Source organism: Dyella caseinilytica (assembly GCF_016865235.1).
GTDB classification, from domain to species: Bacteria; Pseudomonadota; Gammaproteobacteria; order Xanthomonadales; family Rhodanobacteraceae; genus Dyella_B; species Dyella_B caseinilytica.
In genome coordinates this window covers 453,090-478,920 of sequence record NZ_CP064030.1, presented here as the reverse complement: position 1 = coordinate 478,920, position 25,831 = coordinate 453,090, and the positions used below count along the sequence as shown (strand labels likewise).

The window sequence follows — 25,831 nt, the reverse complement described above, 5'->3', positions numbered from 1 at the left end:
CTCCCTCTAACTGGAATCCTCATTATGGAATACCGCTTTCTCGGCGCATCCGGCTTCCGTGTTCCCGTGCTCGGCTTCGGTGCCGGCACCTTCGGCGGCAAAGGTCCGCTGTTCAGCGCATGGGGGCGTACCGACACGCAAGAAGCACGGCGATTGATCGACATATGCCTCGATGCAGGGGTCAATCTGTTCGATACCGCGAATGTCTATTCGGACGGCGCGTCGGAGATCATCCTGGGCGAAGCACTGAAGGGACGTCGCGACCAAGCCATCCTCTCCACTAAGTTGACACTGCGTGCCGGCGACGGACCGAACGATGTCGGTGCATCACGTCATCACCTTGTTAGTGGCATCGAGCGTGCATTGAAACGCCTCGGCACTGATTACATCGACTTGCTGCAATTGCATCACTTCGATGCCATGACACCGGTGGAAAGCGTCATGTCCACACTGGACGATCTGGTACGCGCCGGCAAGGTGCGCTATCTCGGTGCATCGAATTTTTCTGGTTGGCATCTGATGAAATCGCAGGCCGTTGCCGATCGCTATGGCTACGCTCGCTTCGTCGCCAATCAGACGTATTACTCACTGGTCGGACGCGACTACGAATGGGAGCTGATGCCAGTCGGCCTCGATCAGGGTATCGGCGCAGTCGTGTGGAGCCCGCTCGGTTGGGGACGCCTCACCGGCAAGATCCGCCGCGGCCAACCGCTGCCGGAAGGCAGCCGCCTGCACGAAACCGCCATCTACGCGCCGCCGGTCGATGACGGGCGCCTTTACCGCGTGATCGACATGCTCGATGAGATTGCCCAAGAGACCGGTAAATCCGTGCCACAGATTGCCCTGAACTGGTTGCTGCAACGTCCCACCGTCTCGACCGTCCTGATTGGCGCTCGCAATGAAGAGCAACTTCGCCAGAACCTCGGCGCCATCGGCTGGACGCTGACGGCTGAACAGATGACCCGGCTGGACGACGCCAGCACCGTCATGCCGCCCTATCCCTATTACCCGTACTGGAACGGACCGTTTGCCGAACGCAACCCGCCGCCCGTCCAGGCGCTATCGTCTACACACGCTTGAAGGAGACCCCACGATGAAAGCCGTCGCTCTGACCCGCTATCTCCCCATCGACGATCCGCAATCGCTGATCGACGTGGAACTACCCAAGCCGGAGATCGGCCCCAACGATCTGCTGGTGCGCGTGGAAGCCGTATCGGTGAATCCGGTGGACACCAAAGTGCGTGCGCCCAAACCACAAGTAGAATCGCAGCCGCGCGTACTCGGTTACGACGCTGCCGGCGTGGTGGAGGCAGTTGGCGCCAATGTCACCGGCTTCAAGCCCGGCGATGAGGTGTATTACGCCGGCGACATCACCCGGCAAGGCAGCAACGCGCAATACCAGGCGGTCGATGCACGCATTGCGGCACTTCGTCCGCGCCGGCTTGATGCCGCGGGCGCGGCAGCGTTGCCACTTACGGCCATCACGGCGTGGGAATTGTTGTTTGAGCGCATGCCGTACAGGCCGGAGCAAGGCGGCGATGGCAAATCGATACTGATCATTGCCGGCGCGGGTGGCGTTGGCTCGATTGCCATCCAGCTCGCACGACGCGCCGGCTTCACCGTCATCGCCACGGCGTCCCGTGCAGAGACTATCGCCTGGTGCCGCGCCATGGGTGCGCAGCATGTCATCGATCATCGTCAACCACTGACGCCGCAGCTAAAAGCGCTCGGCTTCACGCAGATCGATGCCGCGGTCAATCTCGCCGATACATCGCACTATTGGGAAGAACTGGGTGAATTGCTGGCGCCCCAAGGCCATGTTGGCTTGATCGTCGAGCCGACAAAACCAGTCAATATCGGCGATCCCTACAAGTCCAAGTGCATTGGCATTCACTGGGAAATGATGTTCTCGCGCCCACGCTTCCAGACTGCCGACATGGCTGAGCAAGGGCGCATTCTTGCACGCGTCGCAGCACTGATCGACGAAGGCGAATTGCGCGGCATTCAACGCGAGGCACTCAGCCCTGTCAATGCGGAAAACCTGCGCGAAGCGCATCGCCGGCTGGAGTCGGGCAAGACGATCGGCAAGCTGGTGCTTTCAGGCTGGTAAGCGCCCTGGGCAGATCCGGTCGTCAGGGCAAGCTGTAATCGAAGACATAGGAATGCTTGCCCTGTTCGATCTGGATCTGCATCGAGCCGCTGATACCAGCCAGCTCTTCGGTGCCGGAATCGGGCACCACGCTGATGGATAGACTCGGCACGCCACGATTCATGGTGCCAGTGTGCTGCAACACGAAGCTTCCACGCTTGTCATGCAACGTGCCGGTGACACGTTCGATCGCCACGTATCCCGCCGAACCTTGCACGTTGCCACCCGCCGATAACATCTCACCCAGGCTGGTGGCTTCGAGATCACCGCTGAATCGTTTATCGATGGTGTGCCGACCAAGCTGTGCCGATTCGATACCAGGAGCCGCTGACTGTGATGCCAGTTTCACTTCGAAAGGTCCGCTCGCACGCATGGTGATGTTCCCTGTGGGTGATCGGATCCAAACATACACAATTTTTTATGGGATCTATACGCCCCCCGCCGCCCGCGTTATCGCAAATTTATGCCGGGTCGCCAGAGAATGGCACCCATGAAAACGCCACCCCTGCATGCTCCCTTTGCATCCCGGACAGCCCGTGGCTTCGGGCAGATCGCTCTGGTCCTGCTATGCCTGCTGTCGGCTTTCCAACTGGCACACCCGTCGGCTGCCACCAACCATGATCTTGTCGATCTGTGGCGCGGGCTGATGGTCGGATCGCTGTTTCTGTTCTTCTGCCTTCCGACCACCGAACGCCCTCGTTCAAGGCGTTGACGCTCGCGGATAGCGCGCTTACGCGCTCGTGTGGCTGGCGACCCAAGGTTTTGCCGAACCGGTTTCGCCTAGCAGGAATCGTCCCAATTCTGCAGCGTCGTAAGCATTCTCCCAATGCTCCACGATGCGTCCGTTGCGAAAGCGCCACAAGCCGCAAAACGGCATGCCGATGGCACTCCCATTTCGGCGGGATCGCAATATGCCCATCACCGCGCCGAAGTAGTCGTTGGCGATAATGTGCTGCACATCCATATGCAGCGTTTTACCGGTAAGTCGAATCAGATCGAGCTCTTTTTCGAGCACGGCCTTTTTCCCGACAACCTCAGCCGGGCCGCCCGAAGCGCCCCGGTCAGCGGTATGCAGCACGACGTCGTCATCGCAGTGGTTCGCTATTTGACTCAGGTCGGCGTAGACAGCCTCAAGCATCGCAACATTGGGATGAGAACCGGACATATTCCTGACTCCTCTTGCAAAAGCAGCATTCGCCTGATCTCAGTTCACGGTTTGTAGCCCACGACTGCGCCATTGGCGGCTGGCGCATCGAAATGGATGACTTTGATATCGACACATCCCGCATCGGTCAGCCACGCCGCATATTCCGCGGATGTGTAATTCCTTCCCCACGTCTCGACCAGCATATTCAGGCTCATCAACGCCGCATCGATCGGTCCGTCCTTGGTGTCAGCGACAAACAAATCTGAAATGATGATGCGTCCGCCGGATGGCAGCGCCGCATAACACTTGGCGATGATCAAGGCACACTGAGCCGGCGTCCAATCCAGCAGGATCTTCGACAGCAAGATGGCGTCGTAACCTGAAGGCATCTTGTCATCCTTCAGGAAATCGCCATCTATAAGTCCGATGCGATCAGCAAGTCCTGCCTGCTCGATTTTGTGCCTGGTCAACTCACACACAAAGCCAAGGTCGTATACCGTGGTCTGAAGCTGCGGGTAACGCCTGCAAAGCGTAATGTCGTGCGCGGCACCGCCTCCGCCCACATCAAGCAGTTTTTTCACGCCGGACAAATCAACCGCTTCCGCCAATGCCCACGAGGTGGTGATGGACAGCGCATACATCGCTTCCCAGAAGGTGGCGACCAGTAATGGATCTTCGCCATCGAACAGGGAAGCCTGCCGAGAAGGATTCCAGGTGAGGGGCCGATTGGACTGTAGCGCGTCCTTCAAGTGCATCCAGGCGGGATATTCGCGGCGATCAGCCATCTCGATCCAACCGCCGAAATACAGCGGCCGACCACGCACCAGATGCCGCTCTGACATTGGCGAATTACGGTAACGCTCATCGTCACGCTCCAACAGCCCGAGTGCAGCGCATGCGGTGAGCAACATTTCGGCGGGACGTTCTTCCATGCGGTAATGCGACGAGCACTCCTGGATCGTTTTGCCCGCTGTATCGGACAACCAGTCGAATAACCGCAGCTCATGGGCCGTGGCCAAGGTCTTGGCCGCCCAGAAACCCGTCACGATCGCCATCAGCGGCTTGGCACTCTGCCCGCCGGAAAGAGAACTGGACCGACCCGCATCAATATCATCGTCAAGAGAGGCGGCTGACATGGTGATCGGCTCCGTTGCTCGGACGTGACAGATGCCGATCCGGTCGCCAGGTCGGAACATGGGCGCGATCGGTCGCAGCAGTAATGGTGACGATGTCCTTTGCGTTGAGCTCAACGTCCACCGCCTTCACGTTCTCATCCAGGTGCGCAATAGACGTAGTGCCTGGAATGAGCAACGTATTGGTGGCGTGCTGCAACAGCCATGCGAGTGCCAACTGCGAAACCGTAACGCCATAAGATTTCGCGATAGGTTCAAGCGGACTGTCCTGGCCGACCAGGCCGCCATGCCCCAGCGGAAACCAGGGAATGAAGGCAATGCCGTGTTGCTGTGTGTATTGAAGAACCTCTTCATCCGCTCGATCGGCGATGTTGTAGAGATTCTCCACGGCCACGATATTTGCGGTCCGGCGCGCATCTTCCAACTGCTCGATGCTTACGCCTGGCTGATTGGATAAGCCGATGTGGTGAATCTTTCCCTGCTGCTGCAAGCGGACCAACTCACCCAAGGATTCAGCGAGCGGAACCAGCGGATCGATGCTGTGCAACTGGTAAAGGCCGATGCATTCCACACCCAGGCGGCGCAGGCTCATTTCCACCTGTTGCCGCAGGTATCTGGGATCATTGATCGGCTCGATATAGGGCGCGCCCGGCGCACCGTGAATCCAGTCGTTGCGACCACTGCGCAACATGCCTCCCTTGGTGGCGATCACCAGATCCTTCGGATAGGGATGCAGCGCCTTGCGAATGATCTCTTCGTTGTCGCCGGGGCCATAGGAGTCGGCGGTATCGATGAAGTTAATGCCCAGATTGTGCACAGCATGGCGCAAGATGCGGACGGCATGTTCCGGATCATCCGGGGGCCCCCACATGCCGTAGCCCGTCAGATGCATCGCGCCGTAACCAAATCGATTGACGACTCGATCGCCGCCAAGCACAAATTGCTTGGATGCCAGTTTGGGATACGTATCAATCATCACGTGACCTCCTCAATATGAGCTTTCGTCGTCGTTGCAGCCGACAAAGCCGGCCCTATCCACTGTCCAAGGGTGATCTCCGCAGTAATGCCTGGCCCGAAGCCGGCAACCATGCCGCGCGCACCATCCCGCACCGCGCCGGCTTCGAACATGCGCCGCGCAGCATCGAGCACCACCACGGATGCCACGTTCCCGTAGTTCATGAGCGTGGCCCTGCTGTCATCAAATCGACTGGGCGCAACGCCAAGGAAATGCGAGAGATCGTCCAGAATGCGTGGACCGCCCGCATGGATGATGTAGAAGTCCAAGTCCGATGCGTCCCATCCATATTCGCCAGCTACTGAGCGAAGCTCGGGGGCGAGCTGCTCCATGGTTCCGGGTACTCGCTTGTCCAGGCAGAAATGAAAACCCGTCGCTTTGATCGAATAGGAAATCCAGTCCTCGGTGCCCAGTACCAGGCGCGAACCGTTGCTGGTCAGGAGAATGCCGTCTCCCCCACGGCCACGCACCACCGCAGCACCCACCGCATCGCCGAACAAGCCATTTGAAAGCAGATTTCCCACGCTGAGATCGGTTGGCTGGTAGCAGAGCGAGCAAAACTCGCAGGCGACGATAAGTACGTTCGAACCGGGGTAGGCGAGACAGAAATCGTGCGCGCGATTGATAGCAGCACCGCCCGCGGCGCATCCCATCTGCGCGATCGGCAACTGCCGCGTGTCGTTTCGAAAGTCGAGTTCGTTGATCATCCAGGCAATCAACGACGGCATCGTAAATCCCGTGCAGGAAACGAAAACAATGGCGTCGACCTGGCTTGCTGCGAGCCTTGCGTGCGACAGCGCATCGTGAACCACCTTGGGTATGCACGCTTTCGCTTCACGCACGTAAACGAGGTTGCGCGCCTCGAAGCCAGGGTGCCGCAACGTCTCCTCGATGGGTTGGACGATATGGCGCTTGTTAATCTTCGTATTTCGTATGAGTCGCAACACCAGCGGAAGCTGCTCGTGGTGCGCATGGATCTTGCTGGCGAGCGCCAGTGTCTCATCAAGACCGATGACATTCGGCGGAACGAAAACAGCAGGCCTACAAAGTGTCGGCATAACGCTCTCCAGCGCAAGGAAGCCTGCGCGTAAAGGAATATTTCGTTACCACGCACACATTGCGAACGCTGATGGCTTGAACACGAGATAAAGCCATCCTGGAATGTCATATGAAAAATAACTTCATTGCACAAGCAACGTATTTCATGCAGTCATTCGGCACTGCCGCGACATTCATCGCTCCGTTGCTTGTATTGATTCGAAGCTGTTCGTGGTTGATAGCGCCCAAGACATTTCGCATTCATCAAGCCATCGTCAAATCATCGTTCACTCGCTTGAATTGCGAAGCAACGCACACTTAAGTTCATCGCATAACGCAACCAGGTCCCGTTATTTCAAACGAAAAAGAGGGACACGCTCACTCATACGACCGCACTTCGATGCAACATCTACCGCAAGCATAAAAAACGGCGACAGGCTCGCACCTGTCGCCGCTTGTGTGCACCAGAATCTGGCGCGATGAAAATCATCAAGCCTTGTGATAAACCTCGGCACCCTGCGCACGGAATTCAGCTGACTTCTCGGCCATCCCCTCTTCCAGCGCGGCCGTTTCATCCACGCCGTGCTCGGCGGCGTAATCACGCACGTCCTGTGTGATCTTCATCGAACAGAACTTCGGTCCGCACATCGAACAGAAGTGTGCGGACTTGTGTGCGTCCTTGGGTAGCGTTTCGTCGTGAAACTCCTTGGCCTTTTCCGGATCAAGACCCAGGTTGAACTGATCGTCCCACCGGAATTCGAAACGCGCCTTGCTGAGCGCGTTGTCACGCACCTGTGCACCTGGATGGCCCTTGGCCAGATCGGCGGCATGTGCGGCGATCTTGTAGGCGATGATGCCGTCGCGTACGTCCTGTTTGTTAGGCAGCCCGAGGTGTTCCTTCGGCGTGACGTAGCAAAGCATGGCGGTGCCGAACCAGCCGATCATCGCCGCGCCGATCGCGCTGGTGATGTGGTCGTAGCCCGGTGCGATATCGGTGGTCAGCGGCCCCAAGGTGTAGAACGGCGCTTCGTGGCATTTCTCCAGCTGGCGCTCCATGTTCTCCTTGATCAACTGCATCGGCACGTGGCCAGGGCCTTCGATCATCACCTGCACGTCGTGCTTCCACGCGATCTGGGTGAGTTCGCCCAACGTATCCAGTTCGCCGAACTGGGCGGCATCGTTCGCGTCGGCAATGCTGCCCGGACGCAGGCCGTCGCCGAGACTGAAGGATACGTCGTAGGCCTTCATGATCTCGCAGATGTCCTCAAAGTGCGTATAGAGGAAATTCTCTTTGTGATGCGCCAGACACCACTTGGCCATGATCGAACCGCCGCGTGACACGATGCCCGTGACGCGCTTTGCAGTCAGCGGCACGAAACGCAACAGCACGCCGGCGTGGATGGTGAAGTAGTCCACGCCCTGCTCGGCCTGTTCGATTAGCGTATCGCGGAACAGCTCCCAGGTGAGCTCTTCGGCGACGCCACCGACTTTTTCCAGCGCCTGATAGATCGGCACGGTGCCAATCGGCACTGGCGAGTTGCGGATGATCCATTCGCGTGTTTCGTGGATGTTCTTGCCGGTGGAAAGATCCATCACGGTGTCACCACCCCAGCGGATCGACCACACCAGCTTCTCCACCTCTTCCGCGATACCGGACGACACAGCGCTGTTGCCGATGTTCGCGTTGATCTTGGTGAGGAAGTTGCGACCGATGATCATCGGCTCGCTTTCCGGGTGGTTGATATTGGCAGGAATGATGGCGCGGCCGCGCGCCACTTCGTCGCGTACGAACTCTGGCGTAATCAATTTGGGCAACGACGCACCAAACGATTCGCCCGGATGCTGATTGCGCAACGCGCTTTCGCGCAACGCTTCGATGCGCTGGTTTTCGCGGATGGCGATGTATTCCATCTCCGGCGTGACGATGCCACGGCGCGCGTAATGCATCTGCGTGACATTGGCACCCGCCTTGGCGCGCAGCGGTGTGCGCGTGTGGCCGAAGCGGACGGTATCGAGATTGGCATCAGCAGCGCGCTCACGGCCGAATGCAGAGGTAAGGCCCGGCAACTGCTCCACGTCGCCGCGCTCCATGATCCATGGCGCGCGCAGCGCCGGGAGGCCAGCGGCGAGATCGACGGCGTAGTTCGGATCGGTATACGGGCCGGACGTGTCGTAAAGCGTGACCGGTGGGTTGCTTTCGCCACCGAACAGGGTCGGCGTCTTCGCTTGCTCAACTTCGCGCATCGGCACGTTCAGGTCAGGACGGCTGCCCTGTGCGTAGATCTTGCGCGATCCGGGAATCGGGCGCGTAACGGCTTCGGAAAGTTCTTGCGCGGCGCGCGCGAGATCGGAGGGCAAGGCATTCATCGGCGTTCGTCCTTCTAGTGTCCGCAGGCATTGCGCGGAAAGCGTGCGGAACATCCGCACTGGGATCGAAGCGATGGCGCCAACGCACGGTGCTCTGTGCGGCGAAGCTCCCTACACCGGTGCTAACCGGATCAGGTTCGAAGGGACTCTCTCAGCCGACTGCCGCCGGCACCCCCGCTTCCAAGAGGCTATTTGACCACGAAGCGGGGAGAGAAACGAGTGCGGAAACGTGACAGCCCTTAGTGCGGCGCGTAGGCGCGCAGGAACATCACCACACCGGCACGGGCGTTTTCCTCGATTTCCCGGGCATAGGTCTGCACGCATTCGGCGCAACCGAACATGCGGCGCATCATCATGTCGCCCTTGATCAGGGAGATGAACTGGATGGCGGCGCGGGAAACATCTTCAACATCGAGCTTATGGGCGTCAACGGCCTGCTGCAGCAGGCGTTCCAACAAGGCGCGGCTGCGCATCGGGCCTTCTTCCCACATCAGCTTGCCGTAGCGGGGATTACCCTGGCGGCAGTCGCTGAGGATGGCGCGGAAGGTGCCCACGGTTTCCGGGTCGCAATCAAGCCGGGCATGGACCTGGGCGATGCGATGAAGCGTGTCGCCAATGTCGGCGGCCGGATCGTAGCTGTAGATATCTTCAGGGAGCAGGTCCTGGACTCGCGCACGAATGACCTCGCGGAACAGGTTGTCCTTATCACCAAAATGACTATAGACGGTCAGCTTGGATACGCCCGCTTCGGCGGCAATCGCGTCCATGCTGGTGCCGGCGAAGGCGTTGCGGATGAACAGAGCCTTGGCCGCGTCGAGAATGGCCGCTCGCTTTTCCATGTCCTTCGGGCGGCCAGGCCCGTGCGGTTTGGTCAGCGGGATCGAGTTCATGGATGCACCTTCACAAATCAAAAAACCCAATTTATTATACGGGGCGGTTTAATTATTTCCTGAATGATACCGAATATTCATCCGATGTGCGTAACTATCCCTGAAATGGCGCTCAGCGCAGGCTATCGCAAGGCCCAGCGCCTGCTTTCCGGGTGGCTGGAGCACGATCGGACAGCCCGCAGACAGGTATTCATGATGCGTGCCACCATTGCAGCGCTTTCCGCGCCCGACCGGCACAGCCTGTCGCGCTGGCTGGCATGGCTGCACGTGGCGGCCATCAGCCGGGGCGAGTCGATCCTGGCCCGCATCCAGCGACTGGATCCTGCGCTGGGGGCGAGCACCGAATTGGCGCTGGCGCGCCTGCCTGTCAACATCGTTGGGGAGATGCTGAGCAAACATCGAAAAAGCGCGTAAGTGTCCGCGGACACTGGCTCTTTGCATGACTTACGTCAGGTCATCGCGATGACTTCCGGCACTTCGTACCACAGGGCGCCACCCGCACCCTAACCATTGTCGAAACAGGGTCTAAACGCTTATCCTTTTTGACCTTTTTTCGATCCACATAGGCTTGTTTTCCATGGCGATGAACTTCGATCAGGCGCGTCAAAACATGGTTGAGAACCAGGTGCGCCCCTGGGAGGTGCTGGATGGTCGCGTGCTCGAAGTGCTGAGCCGCGTGCGCCGCGAGGACTTCGTCGCACCCGAACATCGTCAGCTGGCTTTTGCCGATCTGTGTCTGCCGATCGGCCACGGCGAAGTGATGATGAAGCCGGTCATGGAAGGCCGCGTGCTCCAGGCGCTGGCGTTGAAGCCCGAAGATCATGTGCTGGAAATCGGCACAGGCTCCGGCTTCCTCACGGCCTGCCTGGCCAGCCTCGCCGCCCGCGTCACCAGTGTGGACATCCATGCCGATTTCACCGCCACGGCCGGCCAGCGCCTGCAGGCGGCGAGCATCGGCAACGTGCAGCTTGCCACCGGCGAAGCCATCAACGCATGGCAGCCGCAAGGCACGTTCGATGTCGTGGTGGTGACTGGCGCCGTTTACCGCATTCCCGATCGTTTCCTCGGCTGGCTCAAGCCAGCGGGCCGCCTGCTCGCCATCCGTGGCGAGTCGCCGGTGCAGCAGGTTGTGCTGCTGACCAGCGAAGGCAGTGCCCGTTACCAAGAAGAAAGCTTGCTTGAGACGGATCTTCCGTACCTCTCGCACGCTGAGCCACCCCGTCGTTTCGTTTTTTGATCCTGCAACCGACCCCGATACCTACGAGGCGAACCATGCGCTTGAAGCTTCTGACCCTTGCCCTGACCCTGGCGGCAGTATCCCTGCCCAGCCACGGCGAGGACTTGCTGGATGCATACCGTCAGGCGCGTGCAAACGACCCTGTACTGGCCCAGTCCGACGCGACCACCCGTGCCGTGTACGAAAACGTTCCGCAGGCGCGTGCACTGTTGTTGCCACAGCTCAACGGCACCGCGAGCCTGCAGCAGCAGAGCATCAACGGCTCGTCCGCGTCCGAATTCAGCAGCGGCAACGGCAACAACCTGAATCCGGGTCACGAGCGCACCCGCTCGTTCGGCGTCGAACTGGATCAGACCATTCTCAACCTGGCGGACATCGCGAACCTGCAGGCTGCGCATTCGACTTACAGCGCGCAGCAGCAGACGTATGAAGCGGCTGCCCAGGATCTTTTCGTTCGCGTGGCGACTGCCTACTTCACCATCCTCAACGATGAAGAGCAGCTCACCTTCGCCAAGGCCAACGAAGAAGCCTATCGCATCACCTACGATCAGGCAGAGCAGCAATACAAGGTAGGTATCGCCGCTGTCACCAACGTCTACCAGGCCAAGTCGTACTACGAAGCGGCCAAGGCCCAGACGGTCAGCACGGAAAATACGCTGGAAAACGATCGCCAGGCGCTTACGGTGATTACTGGCCAGCCGGTCGGCGAATTGAAGAAGCTGCGCCCCGACCTTCCGATGGATACCCCGGTCCCTGCCGACTCGCAGGCCTGGGTGGACAGCGCCCTGAAGAACAATCCCACGCTGCTTTCGGCACAGTTTTCGGAGACTGCCGCCGAACATGATGTCAACGCAGCTCGCGCCGGCCACCTGCCCACCATTACTGCCAGCCTGAGTCACGCCAAGAGCAGCTCATGGCTGGAAAATGGCAGCTATAACGTTGCCGGCAACGGCCGCTGGGGCAACACCATCGGTGTGACGTTGACCGTGCCGCTGTTCCAGGGTGGCGCCATCCAGTCGAAAGTCCGTCAATCGATTGCTCAGCGCGACGAAGCACAAGATTCGTTGGAGCTGACCCGCCGCCAGACCGTGCAGAACACCATCAACTACTACAACTCGGTGATCGCTGGCATCAGCGAAGTGAAATCGGGCAAAGCTGCGGTCGATTCGGCACAAGAGGCGCTGGATGCCACCAAGGCTGGCTTCCAGGTCGGCACACAGATCATGCTGGACGTGCTGAATGCGATTCAGACCCTGACCCAGAACCAGAGCACCTACGCCACGGACCGTCATCAGCTGGTGTTGAACCGCTTGTTGCTGCGCCAGTCGGCCGGCACGATCGATTACAAGGACATGGAATACGTCAACTCGCTGCTGCAGTAAGCCAGTACGAGAGACAGAAAAAAGCCGGGGTAACCCGGCTTTTTTTATTCCTGCAACATGCGGTCAATCAACTTCATCACCCTGCCCACTGCACCGCGCTCACTGTCGAATACCACACGCGCCTGCCGTCCCATTTGCTTGCACTGCGCTTCGTCTTGCAACAGCTCCAGTACCTGCGCACCCAATGTCTCGCTTTGCAGTACGCGCTTGGCGCCGCCGCCGCGAATCAAGGTCAGCGTGATTTCCTCGAAATTGAACGTATGCGGCCCGACCAGCACCGGCCGTGCCAGCGCCGCCGGCTCAAGCACATTGTGGCCGCCGATTGGCACCAGGCTACCGCCGACGAATGCGAGATCGGAGGCGGCAAAGAACGGCATCAGCTCACCCATGGTGTCGATCAGGAAAACCTGGTGCGAAGCACCGGGCACGCGATCACTACTGCGCGTCGCCGTAACAAAGCCAAGACTGCGCACTGAGTGCTCGACGGCACGGAAGCGTTCCGGATGACGCGGCGCGATCAGCAACAAGGCATCCGGCAAACGCTTGAGCACTTCCAGATGAGCTTCAAGCACCGCCAGCTCTTCACCTTCGTGCGTGCTGGCCGCAATCCATACTGGACGCAGATGGCCCCATTGCTTGCGAAAAATTTCTCCGCCCTCCAGCGCACCGTCTGGCACCGGCATATCGAACTTGAGATTGCCACTAACGGTCACCAGCGCAGGATCCGCACCCAGCAGGCGATAACGCGCCGCATCGGTGCGTGATTGCGCCGAGATCTGCCGCACACAGCGCAGCGCCGAACGCAGCAAGGCACGCATGGGCGCGTAGCCGCGCAACGAACGACCCGATAAGCGCGCGTTGACGATCATCAGCGGAATGCCGCGCCGATAGCAGCCGAAATAAAGGTTCGGCCAGATCTCGGTTTCCACGATCAAGGCCAGACGCGGCCGGATCTGCGTGAGAAAACGATGCACAGAGAACGGAAGGTCGTAAGGCAGGTACACGTGAAAGACGCTATCGCCAAACAACTGTTGCACGCGCGCCGAACCGGTAGGCGTAACCGTGGTGACTACCAGTGGCGCATTCGGATAATCCACCCGTAACGACTTGATCAGCGGCTCGGCCGCATTCACCTCACCCACCGATACGGCATGCACCCAGATGCTGCCACGCAGGTTGGGCGACTTGAAGATGCCGAAACGCTCTGGCCAACGCTGGTGGTAATTGCCGTAGCGCATGCCACGCGTCAACAGCCGTATCACGATGATCGGCGTCGCGAGGTACATCAGGATCGTATAGAGATAGCGCAACGGACATTCCTGCTTGGGACGCGGAAGTATAAAGGGCCTATGACAAGGCGCGCGCAGCGTGTGGGCTCGGACATACTCGTAAAGGATCCCACCCTGGCGTGCTGCCAACCCCTGCCCCCGCTTCGCTGCCGCTACAATGCAGCGGATGCCCGGAACACCTCGACCCGTCTTTACCCGCTCCCTGCTTACCCCACGCCTCTGGCCGGCCTGGATCGGTGTGGGCGTGATGAAACTGCTCGCCATGCTGCCGTTCAAGATGCTCATGGCGATCGGCCGTGCGCTGGGCGCAGTGATCGAACGTTATCCCTCGCCACGGCGCAAGGTGGCCGCCACCAACATCGCGCTGTGTTTTCCCGACCTCGATGCCAAGGCACAGGCCCGACTGGTGGATACGCATTTGCGCGACATCGGGCTGATGCTGATCGAGTTTGCGCTCGGATGGATGGGCTCAGATCGAGCCATCGCAAAGATTCCGGTGCGATTCGAAGGGCTGGAACATCTCGAAGCCGCTCACGCAGCAGGACGCGGTGTGCTGCTGGTCGGTGGCCATTTCTCGCATCTGGAACTCTGTGCGCGGCTGGTCTCGCAGCGCATTCGCATCGCCGGCATGTACCGGCGCATGGACAACCCCGTGTTCGAATGGGCAGTACTGCGCGCACGCCTGGGCTACGCGCGGGCCATGTTCGACAAGGATGACATCCGCGGTACGGTCAAATATCTGCGCGGCGGCGGCACCCTGTGGTACGCACCGGACCAGGACATGCGCAGCAAGGACAATGTCTTCGTACCCTTCTTCGGCGTCCCGGCCGCTACCATCACCGCCACCCATCACCTGGCACGGATGTCCCATTCGGTGGTGATGCCCTTTTTCCATCGCCGCCTCCCCGGCAGCCAGGGCTATGTGCTCCGGCTCGGGGCGCCGTTGGAGGGCGTACCCAGCGCCGACATCGAAGCCGATACCTTCAAGGTCAACCAGAGCATCGAGCAGATGGTGCGCGAGGCGCCGGAGCAATATCTGTGGGTGCACAAGCGCTTCAAGACCCGCCCGGACGGCTATCCCCAGATTTATTAGCCTTCCCGTCTGCGGGCGATGCGGCGACCACAGACCGGCTCTCGGCCATCCCTGACCGGGAATACCCACAACGACAGGCTAGCGACAGCATCGCCCGGTAGATAAGCACGCTGGCTCGTCCCGCACCTGTCTCCATGCCTAACCACTGTTCCCTCATACTGCCCGCCACGCCATTCGGCAGCCTCGCTTGCCGTAAAATTTTGCGTCCGGCTGACAGGGAGTCCGCATGAGCGCGACCGCGGGACGGCAAGCCCAGGCTTGCCCGATTTTCATGTACCACAACATCGCCCAGGCACCGCGCAACCTGCGCCGCTGGCGCAGTCTGTACGTCAGCCCGGGCGCTTTTGCGCGGCAGATGTGGCTGCTTAAGCGGACCGGTTATACCGGCCTCTCCATGGCCGACGCCATGCCCTACCTGCGTGGCGAGAAAAGCGGTCGCATCGCCGTCGTCACGCTGGACGATGGCTACGTCGACAATCTCGAATCGGCCCTGCCCATACTGCAGCGGTACGGCTTCACGGCCACCTGCTACGTGGTCAGCGGCAGCATTGGCCGCTACAACAACTGGGACGCGGAAAAACTCGGCATCCAGAAACCGCTGATGACGCCGCAGCAAATGCGCGCCTGGCGTGACGGCGGCATGGAGATCGGCGCGCACACCCGCAGCCATCCGCACCTGACCCAATGCAATGACACGCAACTGCGCGACGAAATCGCCGGCAGCAAGGCGGACCTGGAAGATCATCTCGGTTCGCCCGTCACCCAATTCTGCTATCCCTACGGCGACATGGATGACCGCGTCGCCGAAGCCACCCGGTCGGCTGGCTACGACGCCGCCACCACCACGCACCGCGGACGCGCAGCCACTGGTATGGACCTGTGGCGCCTGCCGCGCGTGCAAGTCGCGCGACACCATGTGCTGCCGCAGTTCGCCATGCGCGCCTTCACCAATTATGAGAATCGCCGCGCATGAAATTCCTTTTTGTGGGGACCAACCCGGAAAATACCGGGGCGGCGACGCACTTCATCGCCCTCGCGCAAGCCATGGTCGAAGCCGGTCATCAGGTCAGTGCGGTGGTCTATCCGAACGGATTGATCGCCAATCATCTGGCCAGTTCGGGTGTGAGGCTGTATCCGGCCAAGTTTCGCAACATCTTCGATCTGCGCGGTTACTTTGCCACCTTCAAGGCCGCACGTGATCTGAAACCGGACTGGCTCGTAGGCAATTTCGGCAAGGAATACTGGCCGTTGATCCTGATCAGCCGGCTGCTGAGCGTGCCGGTCGCGTTGTTCCGTCATCGCACCCCGGCCATGGGAAAGCTGTCCGGCTATCTCGTGCCACGGCTTGCACAACGCTTTTTCGCCGTTTCCAGCCATGCGCGACAGGTGTATCTCGATCGCGGCGTACCACCGCAACTGGTGCGCGTGCTCTACAACCCGGTGAACATGGCCTGGTGTCGCCCCGATGCACAACAGCGCAGCGACATCCTGCACAAGCTTGGTATGCCGCAGGATGCCATCGTCATCGGCTACTTCGGCCGTATCCATCACAGCAAGGGTATCTTCACCTTGCTTGAAGCCCTCGACGGCGCGATGGGCCAGGAACCGCGGCTGCATTGCATGTGGCTCGGCCATGGCCCTGATTCGCAACTGCTCGGCGAACGTATCGAAGCAGGTTCATTTGCGCATCGTCACCACATGCTGGGCTGGATCGACGACGTGCATCCGTACTACAGCGCGATCTCGATGCTGGCCTTTCCTTCCATCGCGCCTGAAACGTTCGGCCGCGTCTCAGTGGAAGCCCAGGCGGCTGGCGCACCGGTGCTGGGCAGCAATATTGGCGGCGTACCCGAAACACTCTCGCCCAATGTCACCGGCCTGCTGCTGCAACCCGGCAATGTCGCCGCTTGGCGCAATGCGATTTTGCGTATGTGCGATCCGGAAGTGCGCGAGCCGATGAGCGTCGCCGCGCGCGATTTCGTCGACCGGCATTTCAGCACGCGGGTTGTGGCGGATGAGTTTGTGCGCATTCTCAGCGATGGGTAGCGCCAGACCGCCTGAGGATCACAAGCACTTCCAACCTCCGCTCAGATAGCTGAGTGGGAACGCGATACATCTTCCTTCAGACGATGGACTCGATCAAGTCTGTGCTGGCGTTGGCGACTGCCATCGCGCACTGCTCGCGATGGTTCTGGTAGATGTTGCGATAGCGAAGATAGCCACCCGTGACGCCGTGTGGCTCCGGCGCCCCTCCCACCAGGAACCCCGCGCGTGAGTCGTGCACATAGTCGTCAAACAGGCGATGCACAGCGCCACGCACGTCGGCATGTCCGGTCACGGCTGAATACAGTTCGCGCGTAGAGGCACTGACGCCACGGTTGGCCCATGCCGTCGCAGGCAAGCCGCCTTGCAGCATCTCGGCGACTAGGTGGGCGGCTTGCGGCTGCATGCGCAAGCGAAGATCCCTCACCTGCTGCACGAGATCGTCCTGCGCCGCGGCTAATTTCTTCTGATCCTCATCCGTGGCACGCTTACAGAAGTCGCGATTATTCAAATCCACCCTGGACGGTGCCGCCTGACGCCACTGCAGATATTGGCGCGTATGCTGTTGAATCGTATCCAGCACGCCATCCTTGCCGGTGGCGTTCGCGCTGAAGCCGTTTTCGCGCCAATAGGCGTTGTAAGCCTCGATGAGCGCCATCGGGATATCGAACTCTTCTTTCAGCGTGGGTCTATCATTGATCTCTTTGCGTGACAGCAGCGGCACCCCCGCCTTCATCGCTTCATGGTGCATGTCGTTCAACGGAATCTGCGACAGCTGCCCTAGCTTGCCCTGCTCGGTGGGCAGGTAACCGCCACCCACATCCGAGTGCATGCCCGGGTAACCTACCTGCCTCACGTTGCTCGCCATCTCCGACGGAAAGCAGGCTCGCTGTTCGTGCAACGCAATGTAATGCACGCACTGCTCCACCACGGCGGCAATGGACTGGCTACCATCCGCCCATGCCATATGGCCGTCGAAGCCGGGAATCAGGTTGGCGTTGCCCACGGAGGCGACGGTATCGAACAGGCCCATGAAAGACAGGCGCAGTGGCACGCCCGCCAAGGTGCGGCAAGCGCCGGCATCCTCCTTGAGCAGCTCACTCAACCAATGCGCAAACGTGCGCGCCTGGGCAACACCGCGCGAGAAGCCGAATACCGCCACGTTGATCGACGTGATGGTGCGCTGCCTGCCCTTCAACACCGCCGCCAGCTTGTCTTCCCATGGACGCAAGCCACGAAGGCGGCGCTGTTTCTCCGGCTCGTATTCCGCCGCCATGTATCCGGGGGCGCCGGGCGACAACCGGGCTGGGCTCCAACTGGAGCTGATCGTGTTAACCAGGGTTCTGGCGTCATTGTCTTGGATCAACAAATGTCCATCCGTGGCATAGTGATGAACCGCGTTGAAAATGCGCGTGATGCCCCAGTTGATGCGGTCGGCGCCCATATAGCCGGCACCATTGCCTAACCAGCTATCCAACGTGGCACTGTTATCACCGATCTCTTTGAAGGGTGTGCCGACGCCGGAGATGTAGTAAGGAAAGAAGCCGTCCTCTGGTCTGTAGGGTGCTGCATTGAATAGTCGGGCGACGTTGCTGTGCTTGTTGCGTGCACGCTGGTCGCCGGTGGTCCTGGGCTCAATCCAGTTCTGGTTATTGCCGGTGCCGTCAAAAAACAGGGAAACGTACACCTGCCCTTGGCACTCGACGGTTTCCTTCGCATGAATGCATCTCATCGCGCGGGCTCGTTGCATCGCTTCAGGCGGGGAAAGCTTTCGGTAGCCATCAGCGGGCGCAGGATCAGGGAGGCTTATGGCGTAAGGCATGGGCATCGTCCTTGTTGTGGAAAGGCTTACATCTGGGCTTCGTCGGCGGTCACGGGGTACTGATCGGGGTAAGGCAAGTGCATCGTCACGAAGACCTTGATATCTCCGTTACGTAAAAAATGAACAGCAAATGCCCCGCTATCCTCCGGGGTGTAGGGCGGAACGGCGACAACACGGCTCTGCGGATGCGCGTTGTACGTATCCGTCCAGGTCACCGTCACGCTCATGCCGGGCGTGTATCGGCTTGGCAGGGAAACACAGCAGGCCATGCCGTGTGCTTCGTGCCTTGCCAAGAACGATCCAGCCTCGCCATTGACGGAGAAGTCGCCGATGTCATGATCGGTGTGGTTGTAGCCCACGACATCCAGTCCCATGGTGTGATCGGCCGCCTGACAACCGGCAAGCAGACCACTCAACAGCACAAGCATCAGGACAACGGCAAGTTTTTTCAGTGGCGTCATGACGTCACCGTTCGGTTGCCAATGCCATCGAAGAACAAGGTGACATACACCTGCCCTCGGCATTCGACGGTTTCCTTCGCATGAATGCATCTCATCGCGCGGGCTCGTTGCATCGCTTCAGGCGGGGAAAGCTTGCGGTAGCCGTCGGCGGGCGCAGGATCGGGAAGGGTTAGGGCGTGAGACATGGGCATCGTCCTTGTTGTGGAAGGGCTTACATCGGGACTTCGTCGCCCTTCAGCGGATAATTGGGATGTTCGGGGTAGTACATGGTGACGAACACCTTGATCTGACCGTTACGAAGAAAGTGGACGGCGAAATGGCCACCATCCTCCGGGGTATAGAGCGGAACGACGACAACGCGGCTCTGCGGATGCGCGTTGTACGTATCCGTCCAGGTCACCGTCACGCTCATGCCGGGTGTATATTGGCTTGGCAGGGAAACACAGCAGGCGAAACCGCCACCCCCTGAGTGCCTTGCCAGGAACGAGCCAGCCTCGCCATTGACGGAGAAGTCGCCAATCGAATGATCGGTATGGTTGTAGCCCACGACGTCCAGACCCATGGTGTCATCAGCTGCTTGGCAACTGGAGAGCAGAGTACTCACCATCGCGAACATCAGGGCAACGGCGAACTTTTTCAGTGCTGTCATGACGTCACCGCGTGGTTGACAGCGCCATGAAAGCGCAGGGTGACATACACCTGCCCTTGGCATGCCCCGGCTTCATTCTTGTGGATGCATGCCATCGCGTCGAAGGGCCAGAGATGCGCAGCTATCGCATCGCTATCTTCCGTCCTCTCACAAAGTACCTTGGCCCAACCGGGATAACCGGGCTGTAGCTCGTAACGTGCGGGAAAATACCGGCCTGGGCTGGTAAAGAGCTTTTGACCACATACCAGCGGCCTGAGGATTTCGCTTACCAAAGGCAGTTCCTTTATAGATAGCCAAAGTTTCTGATTCCCGGAACGGGTAATCAGGCACGCAGGCTGCGATAAAGGAAATAGAGATATTCCGATTTTCTTGTAAGCGTCAGCTCATTTCATCCGAAGTTCTGCTACGCGCAATATGAGGAAGACATCTCAATTTCCTCTACGCTTCACCCTGCGTGCCTCGTGCAGCTTGGCGTATTTCAAGAACACATAGAACGCTCCCAGCACGCTGGCGATAAACCCCGCCCAGCCACTGAGAAAATAACGTTTCAGCACAAACTGCCGCAGAAAGAACAATGGCGGATAGATCACCATGCGCACACCGGTAAAGCGCTGCCCGCGGCGCAATTTGTGCGCGACCATGCCACTGCTGTAGCGATTGATCTTTTCCACACGCGTGGCGATATCGCCATCGCCATCGTTGACGAAATCGGCGCCCCACAGCGTTTTCACCGGACCACGCACTTCCACCGCAGCGTGTACTTCCACATCATTCATGCCGCCGCGCTGGCGGTTGAACAATCGCAGATGGCCGTTACGATGGCTCCAGCGATGCTGCACCGTCCAGAACATGCGCTCACGGCGCGGTAGGCGAAAACCTGCGTGATGTGGATCTTCCAGCGCACGCTCAATAATCGTACGCGTGCCGGGCGAGAGGATCTCGTCGGCATCGAGGTTCAAGATCCAGTCGTTGCGTGCCAGATCGTAGGCGCGCTGTTTCTGCGGACCATAATCGTCGAACGGATGCACTTCCACCCGCGCACCATGCATTCGCGCGATGGCCACAGTGCTATCGGTAGAGCCGGAATCAAGCACAATGATTTCGTCGACCCAATCCACTTCGCGCAGACACAGATCAAGCGTATCGGCGTTGTTGTAGGTGATCACAACGACAGAGAGCGGCTCACGCGCCATGGTGCGACTCCCTTGTCACTACATAGAGTGCAGCGCACCACAGCCCCAAAAGCCAGGCGAACAGCAGACCCCACCATGCCGAATAGAAGGCCAGATGGGTATTGATCGGAAACAACATGACGCCGAGCGACAATGTGACCGGGAAAGCAGCGTCCTGTGCACGCGTGCTCACGCGCCGCCACGCCCGTACAGCTATGCCGATACCGGCCAGCCATAGCAGTAAACCCACGAGGCCTGTTTCAGTAAGAATCTCCAGCACGATCTGATGCGCATGGCAGGCACCCACGCCATCACCACAGTTTTCCGCCACCATGAAATGATCATTCGCCAGCGCGAAGTGTGGATAGGCATAACGAAAATCACGCACGCCCACGCCGGTGACCGGATGCGCCGCGATCATCGCCAGGCTGTTGTGCCAGATATCCAACCGACCCGTCATCGCTTCGTTGAGATCCTGTTCGTGACCACCCAATGCTTCGAGCGTGCGTTGCATGCGCGCATCGAAACGACTCGACGTTTTCCACGCAATACCGCCAGCTGCCAGCAAAACCACGGCCGCCATGAGACATGCAGCGATAAACCGCATGGGCGAGCCCGCTTCACGCCACAGAAAGACCAGCACGACCAGCGCAAAGCAGAGCCAAGCCGCGCGCGATCCGCTTAGCAACACCGGCCCCAGCAGAAGCAATAGCGCGATAACCAGACCGCGCCGTTGCCAACGCTCGCGAGCCACCGATAGTACAAATGGCGACAGCACCGCCAGGGTCGGCCCCAGTTTCGGATCATCCGCGCCGAACAGGCCGGAAATACGTTCCGGCTCAGCATGCCCGCGCAGGCTCCAGCCGGTAAGCATTTGCATCCACGCATCCAGCACCCAAAAGGCAATCACGATCGCGACCGCGACATAGAAACCATGCAGCCGCTGTTCGCTACACAAGACGTAGCAGGCATACGCCCCCAGCGGGAGGTAACGCAGCAAAGCCAACACTGTCGACCAGCTTTTACCCGGCATGACCGCATTAAAAGCCGACAGCAGCGCCGCGCCGACGTAGCAGGCCAACAACAACAGCAACAGTCGGATGCCAGGATCCTGCCAAAATGCGGTGCCATCGCGGCGCCACGCCAGCACAAACCCGATTGCGCAAAGCGCGGTGCCCAGTTCGGCGCTACGCCCGAACGGCAGCAACGCCACTACCAGCCATAACGGCAACAGCGGTGAACGCAGCAGGTCTTTCAGTGCTGGAATGAACGGATACATGCTGGATCCGAAACAACGATCCACGCATTGTAGGCGAGTCGCTCAATAGGTTGCTCAGTAAACGCTGCCGACAAATTCCCAGGATGTCTCAACCCTCAGGCCGCCACTTCCTCGTACAGCGCCAGGGCTGCGCGTTGCATATCAATCAGGCGATAACGCTGCAGCGGCGGAATCGGTGGCGCGACACGCAGCAGTTCAGCAGCGCGCTCCACCAGGCGCTCGCGATCACCGGGCGGCACCCGGCCTGCCGGATAGAGCTCGGCCAGCAACTCGCCGACGCCACCATGGGCATAGCCGAGCACGGGGCGGCACAGCGACAACGCTTCCACCACGGTCCGGCCGAATGCCTCGGGTTTGTTCGACAGCTGCAACACCAACGCGGACATGGCGTAGATATCGCGCACGTCATGACGCGGCGGACTCAACACCACCTGCCCTGCTATGCCGCGCGCATTGATCAGATCCTGTAGCTCTCGCACGTAGGCTTCCCGCCCCGGTTCGATCACACCCAGCAGCAACAAGCGCGTTTCGATGCCGCGCTGCTTGAGTTCGGCAACCAGTTCGATTGCGTCATGATGACCTTTCAGACGCGTACCGCGCCCAGGCAGGATGAGCAGTGGCGCACCGGCCAACGCCGGGAATTCGGAAAAGAACGCTTTCTGCCACGCCTCATCCGGGCGATGGCCGTAAGGAAAGGCTTCCGGATCAATGCCGCGCGGAATGATGCGGATGCGGGCCGGATCCAGCTTTTGATAGTGGCTAAGCAGATAATCGCGAACCGTCTGCGAAACGACCACGATGCGTTCACCACGCAACATGATGGCGCTGTAACGCCCCGGCGAGTTCAAACCGTGCACCGTGGTGATGAAATGCGGCCTCGGCGACATGCCCTTGAGCGCCCACCAGCCCATCCAGGCTGGCAAGCGCGAACGGACATGGACGATGTCCGGCTTCAGTTCGCGCAAGATGCGTCGCAACGGGCCCAGCTTGCCGAGGGTCAGCAACGATTTACGGCCGATATCGAGGGTGATGTGCTCGCTGCCTTCGGCTTCCAGCTGAGCGGTCATACGGCCACCGGCGGAAATCACCACCGAGCGATGACCGGCCTGCACCAGCGCCTGCCCCATCTCCAGCACCGAACGCTCCGCCCCGCCCGCGCGCAGCGCAGGAATCAGCTGCACAACAGTCAGCACCCTGGCTGGTGTGGCGGCAACGGACATGGTTCCCTCGTTCGCGACTTTCATCCTAAAAAACAAGCACTAATCGTGCCGCGTAGCGCCTCGCGCGCCAGGGGGTCTGCCGCGAATCAGTCGTTGAGGACGTAATGTGCGCCGCAGTAAGGACATACGGACTCGCCGCCGTCCTGAACGATGGGCAAATATACCTTGGGATGGGAATTCCACAGCGCCATGCCGGGCATCGGACATGACAGCGGTAGGTCCGAACGCGTCACTTCGTAACGATTTTCGGCATTCGCCAGGATGGGCTTGGCCGCGGCAGGGGAACCCGACATGGGATGTTGCTCCGGGATGAAACGATTGGGTTGTCTAGTTTAGCAAGGGACAGGCCCCCGGTAGCGAGGGCGTGCGCACACGCACGCCCTCTTATCCCTTGCCTAGACCTTACTGGCCTGCCTTCGGCACCGAACCTTCGGTGGTGATGGTGAGCTGGATCTCGTCGCTCACCTTCGGCACATAGGCGCCCAGGCCAAAATCGGAACGCTTCAGCGTGCCGGTGGCATTGAAGCCGATCGACTGCGCGCCCGTCATCGGATGCGGACCCACGTTATTGAGCGTTGCATTCAACACCACCGGCTTGGTCACACCGTGCACGGTGAGGTCGCCGGTTACCTTGTAATGCTTGCCACCCAACGGTTGTACGCTGGTGCTCTTGAAGGTGATGGTGGGGAATTTGTCGGCGTCGAAGAAGTCAGGCTCCTTCAGGTGCTTGTCGAGCGCCGGTACGTGGGTATCGAGATTGCTCAGTGGCAAGGTGACTTCCACCGAGGACTTGGACGGGTTTTGCTGGTCGAACACGAGCGAGCCATCGCCGAGGCCGATATCAGCCACCGGATTGGAGAAGCCGAAGTGGCTCCAGCTGAACAGCACCATGGTGTGGCCGGGATCAAGCTTGTAGGTCACCGGAGCTGCCTGGGCCGACATCGCCGCGCCGAGCAGACCGGCCAACATCACATAACGAAAAGTACGCATTGAAGAATCTCCTGCTTCAATCAGTAGTGGGGGGTTGAGAAGGCGTCTGCGACGCCGATTCGAATGACACAGACTGCAAACCTTCCAGCTCACGCAATTCATCAGCCAGGGTCACCAGCTGGTCGTTACGCAAGGCCGGACCAAAAATCAAATCGACCTGGTCGTCACCATCCTCCTGCCGCCGCAGAACGATTTTCTGCAGCGGCAAATGGCGGCGTGAAACGATGGCTTCCACCGAACCCAGCGCTGTCGCATCCGTCAGGCGCAAGCGCAAACGCGGAATGGCACGCCTGCCCCACGACATCAGCTTGCGTTCCAGCGGCTTGAGCAGCGCCAGAATCAGCCAGATCAAACCGGTGGCAATACCCGCTGCGGCGAACAGGCCACTGCCCGACGCCAGACCGATCGACGCCGTGGCCCACAGGCCCGCGGCGGTAGTCAGTCCACGCACGATCTGCTCACGTTGCAGAAACATGATCGTGCCGGCACCGAGAAAACCGATTCCGCTTACCACCTGGGCCGCGATACGCGATGGATCAAGCACCACATCAGGATGACCCAACACGTCGCGAAACCCGAATGCAGAGACGATGATCGCCAACGCCGAACCCACGCTCACCAACATGTGAGTGCGCATGCCGGCAGCCCATTCGTTGCGGCTGCGATTGAGCCCGATCACCGCACCGAGCACGGCAGCCAGAGCAAGGCGCAGAAGGACTTCGGGAGCGTCGATCATCGCTGGAGGATAGCCCAGGTGGCGGTTTGCGCAGCGCCCGGCCCCGGGAGCTGCGCGCCTAACCTTATTCCACGCGGCAGGCCTCGTCGAACGACAGACGCGGGCTGCGCGGGAACAAGTCGCGGCTGCTGTCGCCGTAGCCGATGTTGATCAGGAAATTGGACTTGATCGACGTACCGGCAAAGAACGCCTGATCCACGCCGGCATTATCGAAACCCGACATCGGGCCACAATCCAGCCCCAACGCACGGGCGGCTATGATCACGTAGGCGCCTTGCAGGGTCGCATTGCGGAACGCCGTGGTATCGATCGCCACCTGATTGCCCACGAACCAGCTGCGCGCATCGGCGTGCGGGAACAGCTTCGGCAACTTTTCGTAGAACTCATGATCATTAGCAACGATGGCCGTGACCGGCGCGGCCAGCGTCTTGGCGCGATTGCCCTCGGACAAGAATGGCTTGAGCTTTTCCTTGGCCGCGGCGGATGTCACGAACACCAGTCGCATGGGTGAGGAGTTCGCACTGGTCGGGCCGAATTTCGCAAGTTCGTACAGCGCATGCAACTGCTCCTCGTTGACGGGCTTGGGCAGGAATGCGTTAAAGGTACGGGCGTTGCGGAACAACTGATCCAGTGCCGCCTCGGCAAGCTTCTCGCTCATCGGTATCCTCTGCATGACAACGCGCCCGATTTGGCGCAAGGCTACAGAGTGTAAGCGCAAG

At 59.9% G+C, this 25,831-nt stretch carries 28 protein-coding genes and 1 riboswitch; of the genes, 9 read left to right on the top strand and 19 right to left on the bottom strand.

All coding sequences use genetic code 11. From position 1 onward, the window contains the following. Window positions 1-24: 24 nt before the first annotated feature. Together ISN74_RS02045 and ISN74_RS02040 are read left to right on the top strand one after the other, a co-directional pair. Window positions 25-1,080 (top strand): aldo/keto reductase, encoded by a 1,056-nt coding sequence (locus ISN74_RS02045; RefSeq protein WP_188796894.1) that lies wholly within the window; start codon window positions 25-27, stop codon window positions 1,078-1,080. 13 nt (window positions 1,081-1,093) lie between these two features. Then, window positions 1,094-2,110, top strand: a complete 1,017-nt coding sequence (locus tag ISN74_RS02040; RefSeq protein ID WP_188796892.1) for a zinc-binding alcohol dehydrogenase family protein — start codon at window positions 1,094-1,096, stop codon at window positions 2,108-2,110. Between the two features lie 22 nt (window positions 2,111-2,132). Here ISN74_RS02040 and ISN74_RS02035 read toward each other — a convergent pair whose 3' ends face one another. After that, window positions 2,133-2,522: a DUF3224 domain-containing protein gene (locus ISN74_RS02035; RefSeq protein ID WP_203546687.1), complete on the bottom strand. Its 390-nt coding sequence runs from the start codon at window positions 2,520-2,522 to the stop codon at window positions 2,133-2,135. Window positions 2,523-2,639: 117 nt separating this feature from the next. On the opposite strand from ISN74_RS02035, the gene ISN74_RS02030 reads away from it, so the two are divergent. After that, a complete protein-coding gene (locus ISN74_RS02030; RefSeq protein WP_188796890.1) occupies window positions 2,640-2,861 on the top strand; it encodes a hypothetical protein in 222 nt (73 codons plus the stop codon). Between the two features lie 18 nt (window positions 2,862-2,879). Here ISN74_RS02030 and ISN74_RS02025 read toward each other — a convergent pair whose 3' ends face one another. The 6 genes from ISN74_RS02025 to ISN74_RS02000 form a co-directional block, all read right to left on the bottom strand. Next, window positions 2,880-3,314: a nuclear transport factor 2 family protein gene (locus ISN74_RS02025; RefSeq protein WP_188796888.1), complete on the bottom strand. Its 435-nt coding sequence runs from the start codon at window positions 3,312-3,314 to the stop codon at window positions 2,880-2,882. Between the two features lie 44 nt (window positions 3,315-3,358). Continuing rightward, a complete protein-coding gene (locus ISN74_RS02020) occupies window positions 3,359-4,432 on the bottom strand; it encodes a methyltransferase (RefSeq protein ID WP_203546686.1) in 1,074 nt (357 codons plus the stop codon). After that, on the bottom strand, window positions 4,413-5,405 hold the full coding sequence (locus ISN74_RS02015) for an aldo/keto reductase (protein ID WP_188799453.1): 993 nt from the start codon (window positions 5,403-5,405) through the stop codon (window positions 4,413-4,415). The genes ISN74_RS02020 and ISN74_RS02015 overlap by 20 nt, the downstream gene beginning before the upstream one ends. Continuing rightward, complete coding sequence (locus ISN74_RS02010; protein WP_188796885.1) at window positions 5,405-6,502, bottom strand: type III polyketide synthase; 1,098 nt, start codon at window positions 6,500-6,502, stop codon at window positions 5,405-5,407. The genes ISN74_RS02015 and ISN74_RS02010 overlap by 1 nt, the downstream gene beginning before the upstream one ends. A 469-nt stretch (window positions 6,503-6,971) precedes the next feature. Then, on the bottom strand, window positions 6,972-8,849 hold the full coding sequence (gene thiC, locus ISN74_RS02005) for a phosphomethylpyrimidine synthase ThiC (protein WP_188796883.1): 1,878 nt from the start codon (window positions 8,847-8,849) through the stop codon (window positions 6,972-6,974). Window positions 8,850-8,940: 91 nt separating this feature from the next. Then, a riboswitch (TPP riboswitch) is annotated at window positions 8,941-9,035 on the bottom strand. Window positions 9,036-9,088: 53 nt separating this feature from the next. Then, a complete protein-coding gene (locus tag ISN74_RS02000; RefSeq protein ID WP_188796881.1) occupies window positions 9,089-9,739 on the bottom strand; it encodes a TetR/AcrR family transcriptional regulator in 651 nt (216 codons plus the stop codon). Between the two features lie 84 nt (window positions 9,740-9,823). On the opposite strand from ISN74_RS02000, the gene ISN74_RS01995 reads away from it, so the two are divergent. The 3 genes from ISN74_RS01995 to ISN74_RS01985 all read left to right on the top strand — a co-directional run bounded on the left by ISN74_RS01995 (window position 9,824) and on the right by ISN74_RS01985 (window position 12,358). Next, window positions 9,824-10,153, top strand: a complete 330-nt coding sequence (locus tag ISN74_RS01995) for a hypothetical protein (protein ID WP_188796879.1) — start codon at window positions 9,824-9,826, stop codon at window positions 10,151-10,153. 163 nt (window positions 10,154-10,316) lie between these two features. Further along, entirely contained in the window at window positions 10,317-10,976 is a 660-nt protein-coding gene (locus tag ISN74_RS01990) for a protein-L-isoaspartate O-methyltransferase family protein (RefSeq protein ID WP_188796877.1), read from the top strand. 35 nt (window positions 10,977-11,011) lie between these two features. Continuing rightward, window positions 11,012-12,358: a TolC family outer membrane protein gene (locus ISN74_RS01985; RefSeq protein WP_188796876.1), complete on the top strand. Its 1,347-nt coding sequence runs from the start codon at window positions 11,012-11,014 to the stop codon at window positions 12,356-12,358. Between the two features lie 44 nt (window positions 12,359-12,402). Here ISN74_RS01985 and waaA read toward each other — a convergent pair whose 3' ends face one another. After that, window positions 12,403-13,668 carry a lipid IV(A) 3-deoxy-D-manno-octulosonic acid transferase gene (waaA, locus tag ISN74_RS01980; protein ID WP_229678943.1) on the bottom strand — a complete coding sequence of 422 codons (1,266 nt, stop codon included), beginning with the start codon at window positions 13,666-13,668 and terminating at the stop codon, window positions 12,403-12,405. 136 nt (window positions 13,669-13,804) lie between these two features. Between waaA and lpxL the strand changes: the two genes are divergently transcribed. From lpxL to ISN74_RS01965, 3 genes are all read left to right on the top strand, one after another. Further along, window positions 13,805-14,740 carry an LpxL/LpxP family Kdo(2)-lipid IV(A) lauroyl/palmitoleoyl acyltransferase gene (gene lpxL, locus ISN74_RS01975; protein ID WP_188796872.1) on the top strand — a complete coding sequence of 312 codons (936 nt, stop codon included), beginning with the start codon at window positions 13,805-13,807 and terminating at the stop codon, window positions 14,738-14,740. 226 nt (window positions 14,741-14,966) lie between these two features. Then, on the top strand, window positions 14,967-15,713 hold the full coding sequence (locus tag ISN74_RS01970) for a polysaccharide deacetylase family protein (protein WP_229678941.1): 747 nt from the start codon (window positions 14,967-14,969) through the stop codon (window positions 15,711-15,713). Then, a complete protein-coding gene (locus tag ISN74_RS01965) occupies window positions 15,710-16,786 on the top strand; it encodes a glycosyltransferase family 4 protein (protein ID WP_188796870.1) in 1,077 nt (358 codons plus the stop codon). Before ISN74_RS01970 ends, ISN74_RS01965 begins: the two co-directional genes overlap by 4 nt. Before the next feature lie 76 nt (window positions 16,787-16,862). Here ISN74_RS01965 and ISN74_RS01960 read toward each other — a convergent pair whose 3' ends face one another. From ISN74_RS01960 to ISN74_RS01910, 11 genes are all read right to left on the bottom strand, one after another. Next, window positions 16,863-18,515 carry a T6SS phospholipase effector Tle1-like catalytic domain-containing protein gene (locus ISN74_RS01960; protein WP_188796868.1) on the bottom strand — a complete coding sequence of 551 codons (1,653 nt, stop codon included), beginning with the start codon at window positions 18,513-18,515 and terminating at the stop codon, window positions 16,863-16,865. A gap of 116 nt (window positions 18,516-18,631) precedes the next feature. Next, on the bottom strand, window positions 18,632-19,066 hold the full coding sequence (locus tag ISN74_RS01955) for a DUF3304 domain-containing protein (protein WP_188796866.1): 435 nt from the start codon (window positions 19,064-19,066) through the stop codon (window positions 18,632-18,634). Next, window positions 19,063-19,251 carry a hypothetical protein gene (locus tag ISN74_RS01950; RefSeq protein WP_188796864.1) on the bottom strand — a complete coding sequence of 63 codons (189 nt, stop codon included), beginning with the start codon at window positions 19,249-19,251 and terminating at the stop codon, window positions 19,063-19,065. Before ISN74_RS01950 ends, ISN74_RS01955 begins: the two co-directional genes overlap by 4 nt. A gap of 26 nt (window positions 19,252-19,277) precedes the next feature. Continuing rightward, entirely contained in the window at window positions 19,278-19,715 is a 438-nt protein-coding gene (locus ISN74_RS01945) for a DUF3304 domain-containing protein (RefSeq protein ID WP_188796862.1), read from the bottom strand. Window positions 19,716-20,143: 428 nt separating this feature from the next. Continuing rightward, on the bottom strand, window positions 20,144-20,908 hold the full coding sequence (locus tag ISN74_RS01940; RefSeq protein ID WP_188796860.1) for a glycosyltransferase family 2 protein: 765 nt from the start codon (window positions 20,906-20,908) through the stop codon (window positions 20,144-20,146). After that, window positions 20,898-22,166: an O-antigen ligase family protein gene (locus ISN74_RS01935; RefSeq protein WP_188796858.1), complete on the bottom strand. Its 1,269-nt coding sequence runs from the start codon at window positions 22,164-22,166 to the stop codon at window positions 20,898-20,900. The genes ISN74_RS01940 and ISN74_RS01935 overlap by 11 nt, the downstream gene beginning before the upstream one ends. A 95-nt stretch (window positions 22,167-22,261) precedes the next feature. After that, window positions 22,262-23,386, bottom strand: coding sequence for a glycosyltransferase (locus tag ISN74_RS01930; RefSeq protein ID WP_188796856.1), 1,125 nt, complete (start codon window positions 23,384-23,386; stop codon window positions 22,262-22,264). Window positions 23,387-23,472: 86 nt separating this feature from the next. Next, window positions 23,473-23,679, bottom strand: coding sequence for a zinc-finger domain-containing protein (locus ISN74_RS01925; protein WP_188796854.1), 207 nt, complete (start codon window positions 23,677-23,679; stop codon window positions 23,473-23,475). 109 nt (window positions 23,680-23,788) lie between these two features. After that, window positions 23,789-24,376: a YceI family protein gene (locus ISN74_RS01920; RefSeq protein WP_188796852.1), complete on the bottom strand. Its 588-nt coding sequence runs from the start codon at window positions 24,374-24,376 to the stop codon at window positions 23,789-23,791. Window positions 24,377-24,392: 16 nt separating this feature from the next. Beyond that, complete coding sequence (locus ISN74_RS01915; protein WP_188796850.1) at window positions 24,393-25,112, bottom strand: MgtC/SapB family protein; 720 nt, start codon at window positions 25,110-25,112, stop codon at window positions 24,393-24,395. A gap of 64 nt (window positions 25,113-25,176) precedes the next feature. Continuing rightward, window positions 25,177-25,770, bottom strand: a complete 594-nt coding sequence (locus tag ISN74_RS01910) for a malonic semialdehyde reductase (protein WP_188796848.1) — start codon at window positions 25,768-25,770, stop codon at window positions 25,177-25,179. Window positions 25,771-25,831: the final 61 nt, after the last annotated feature.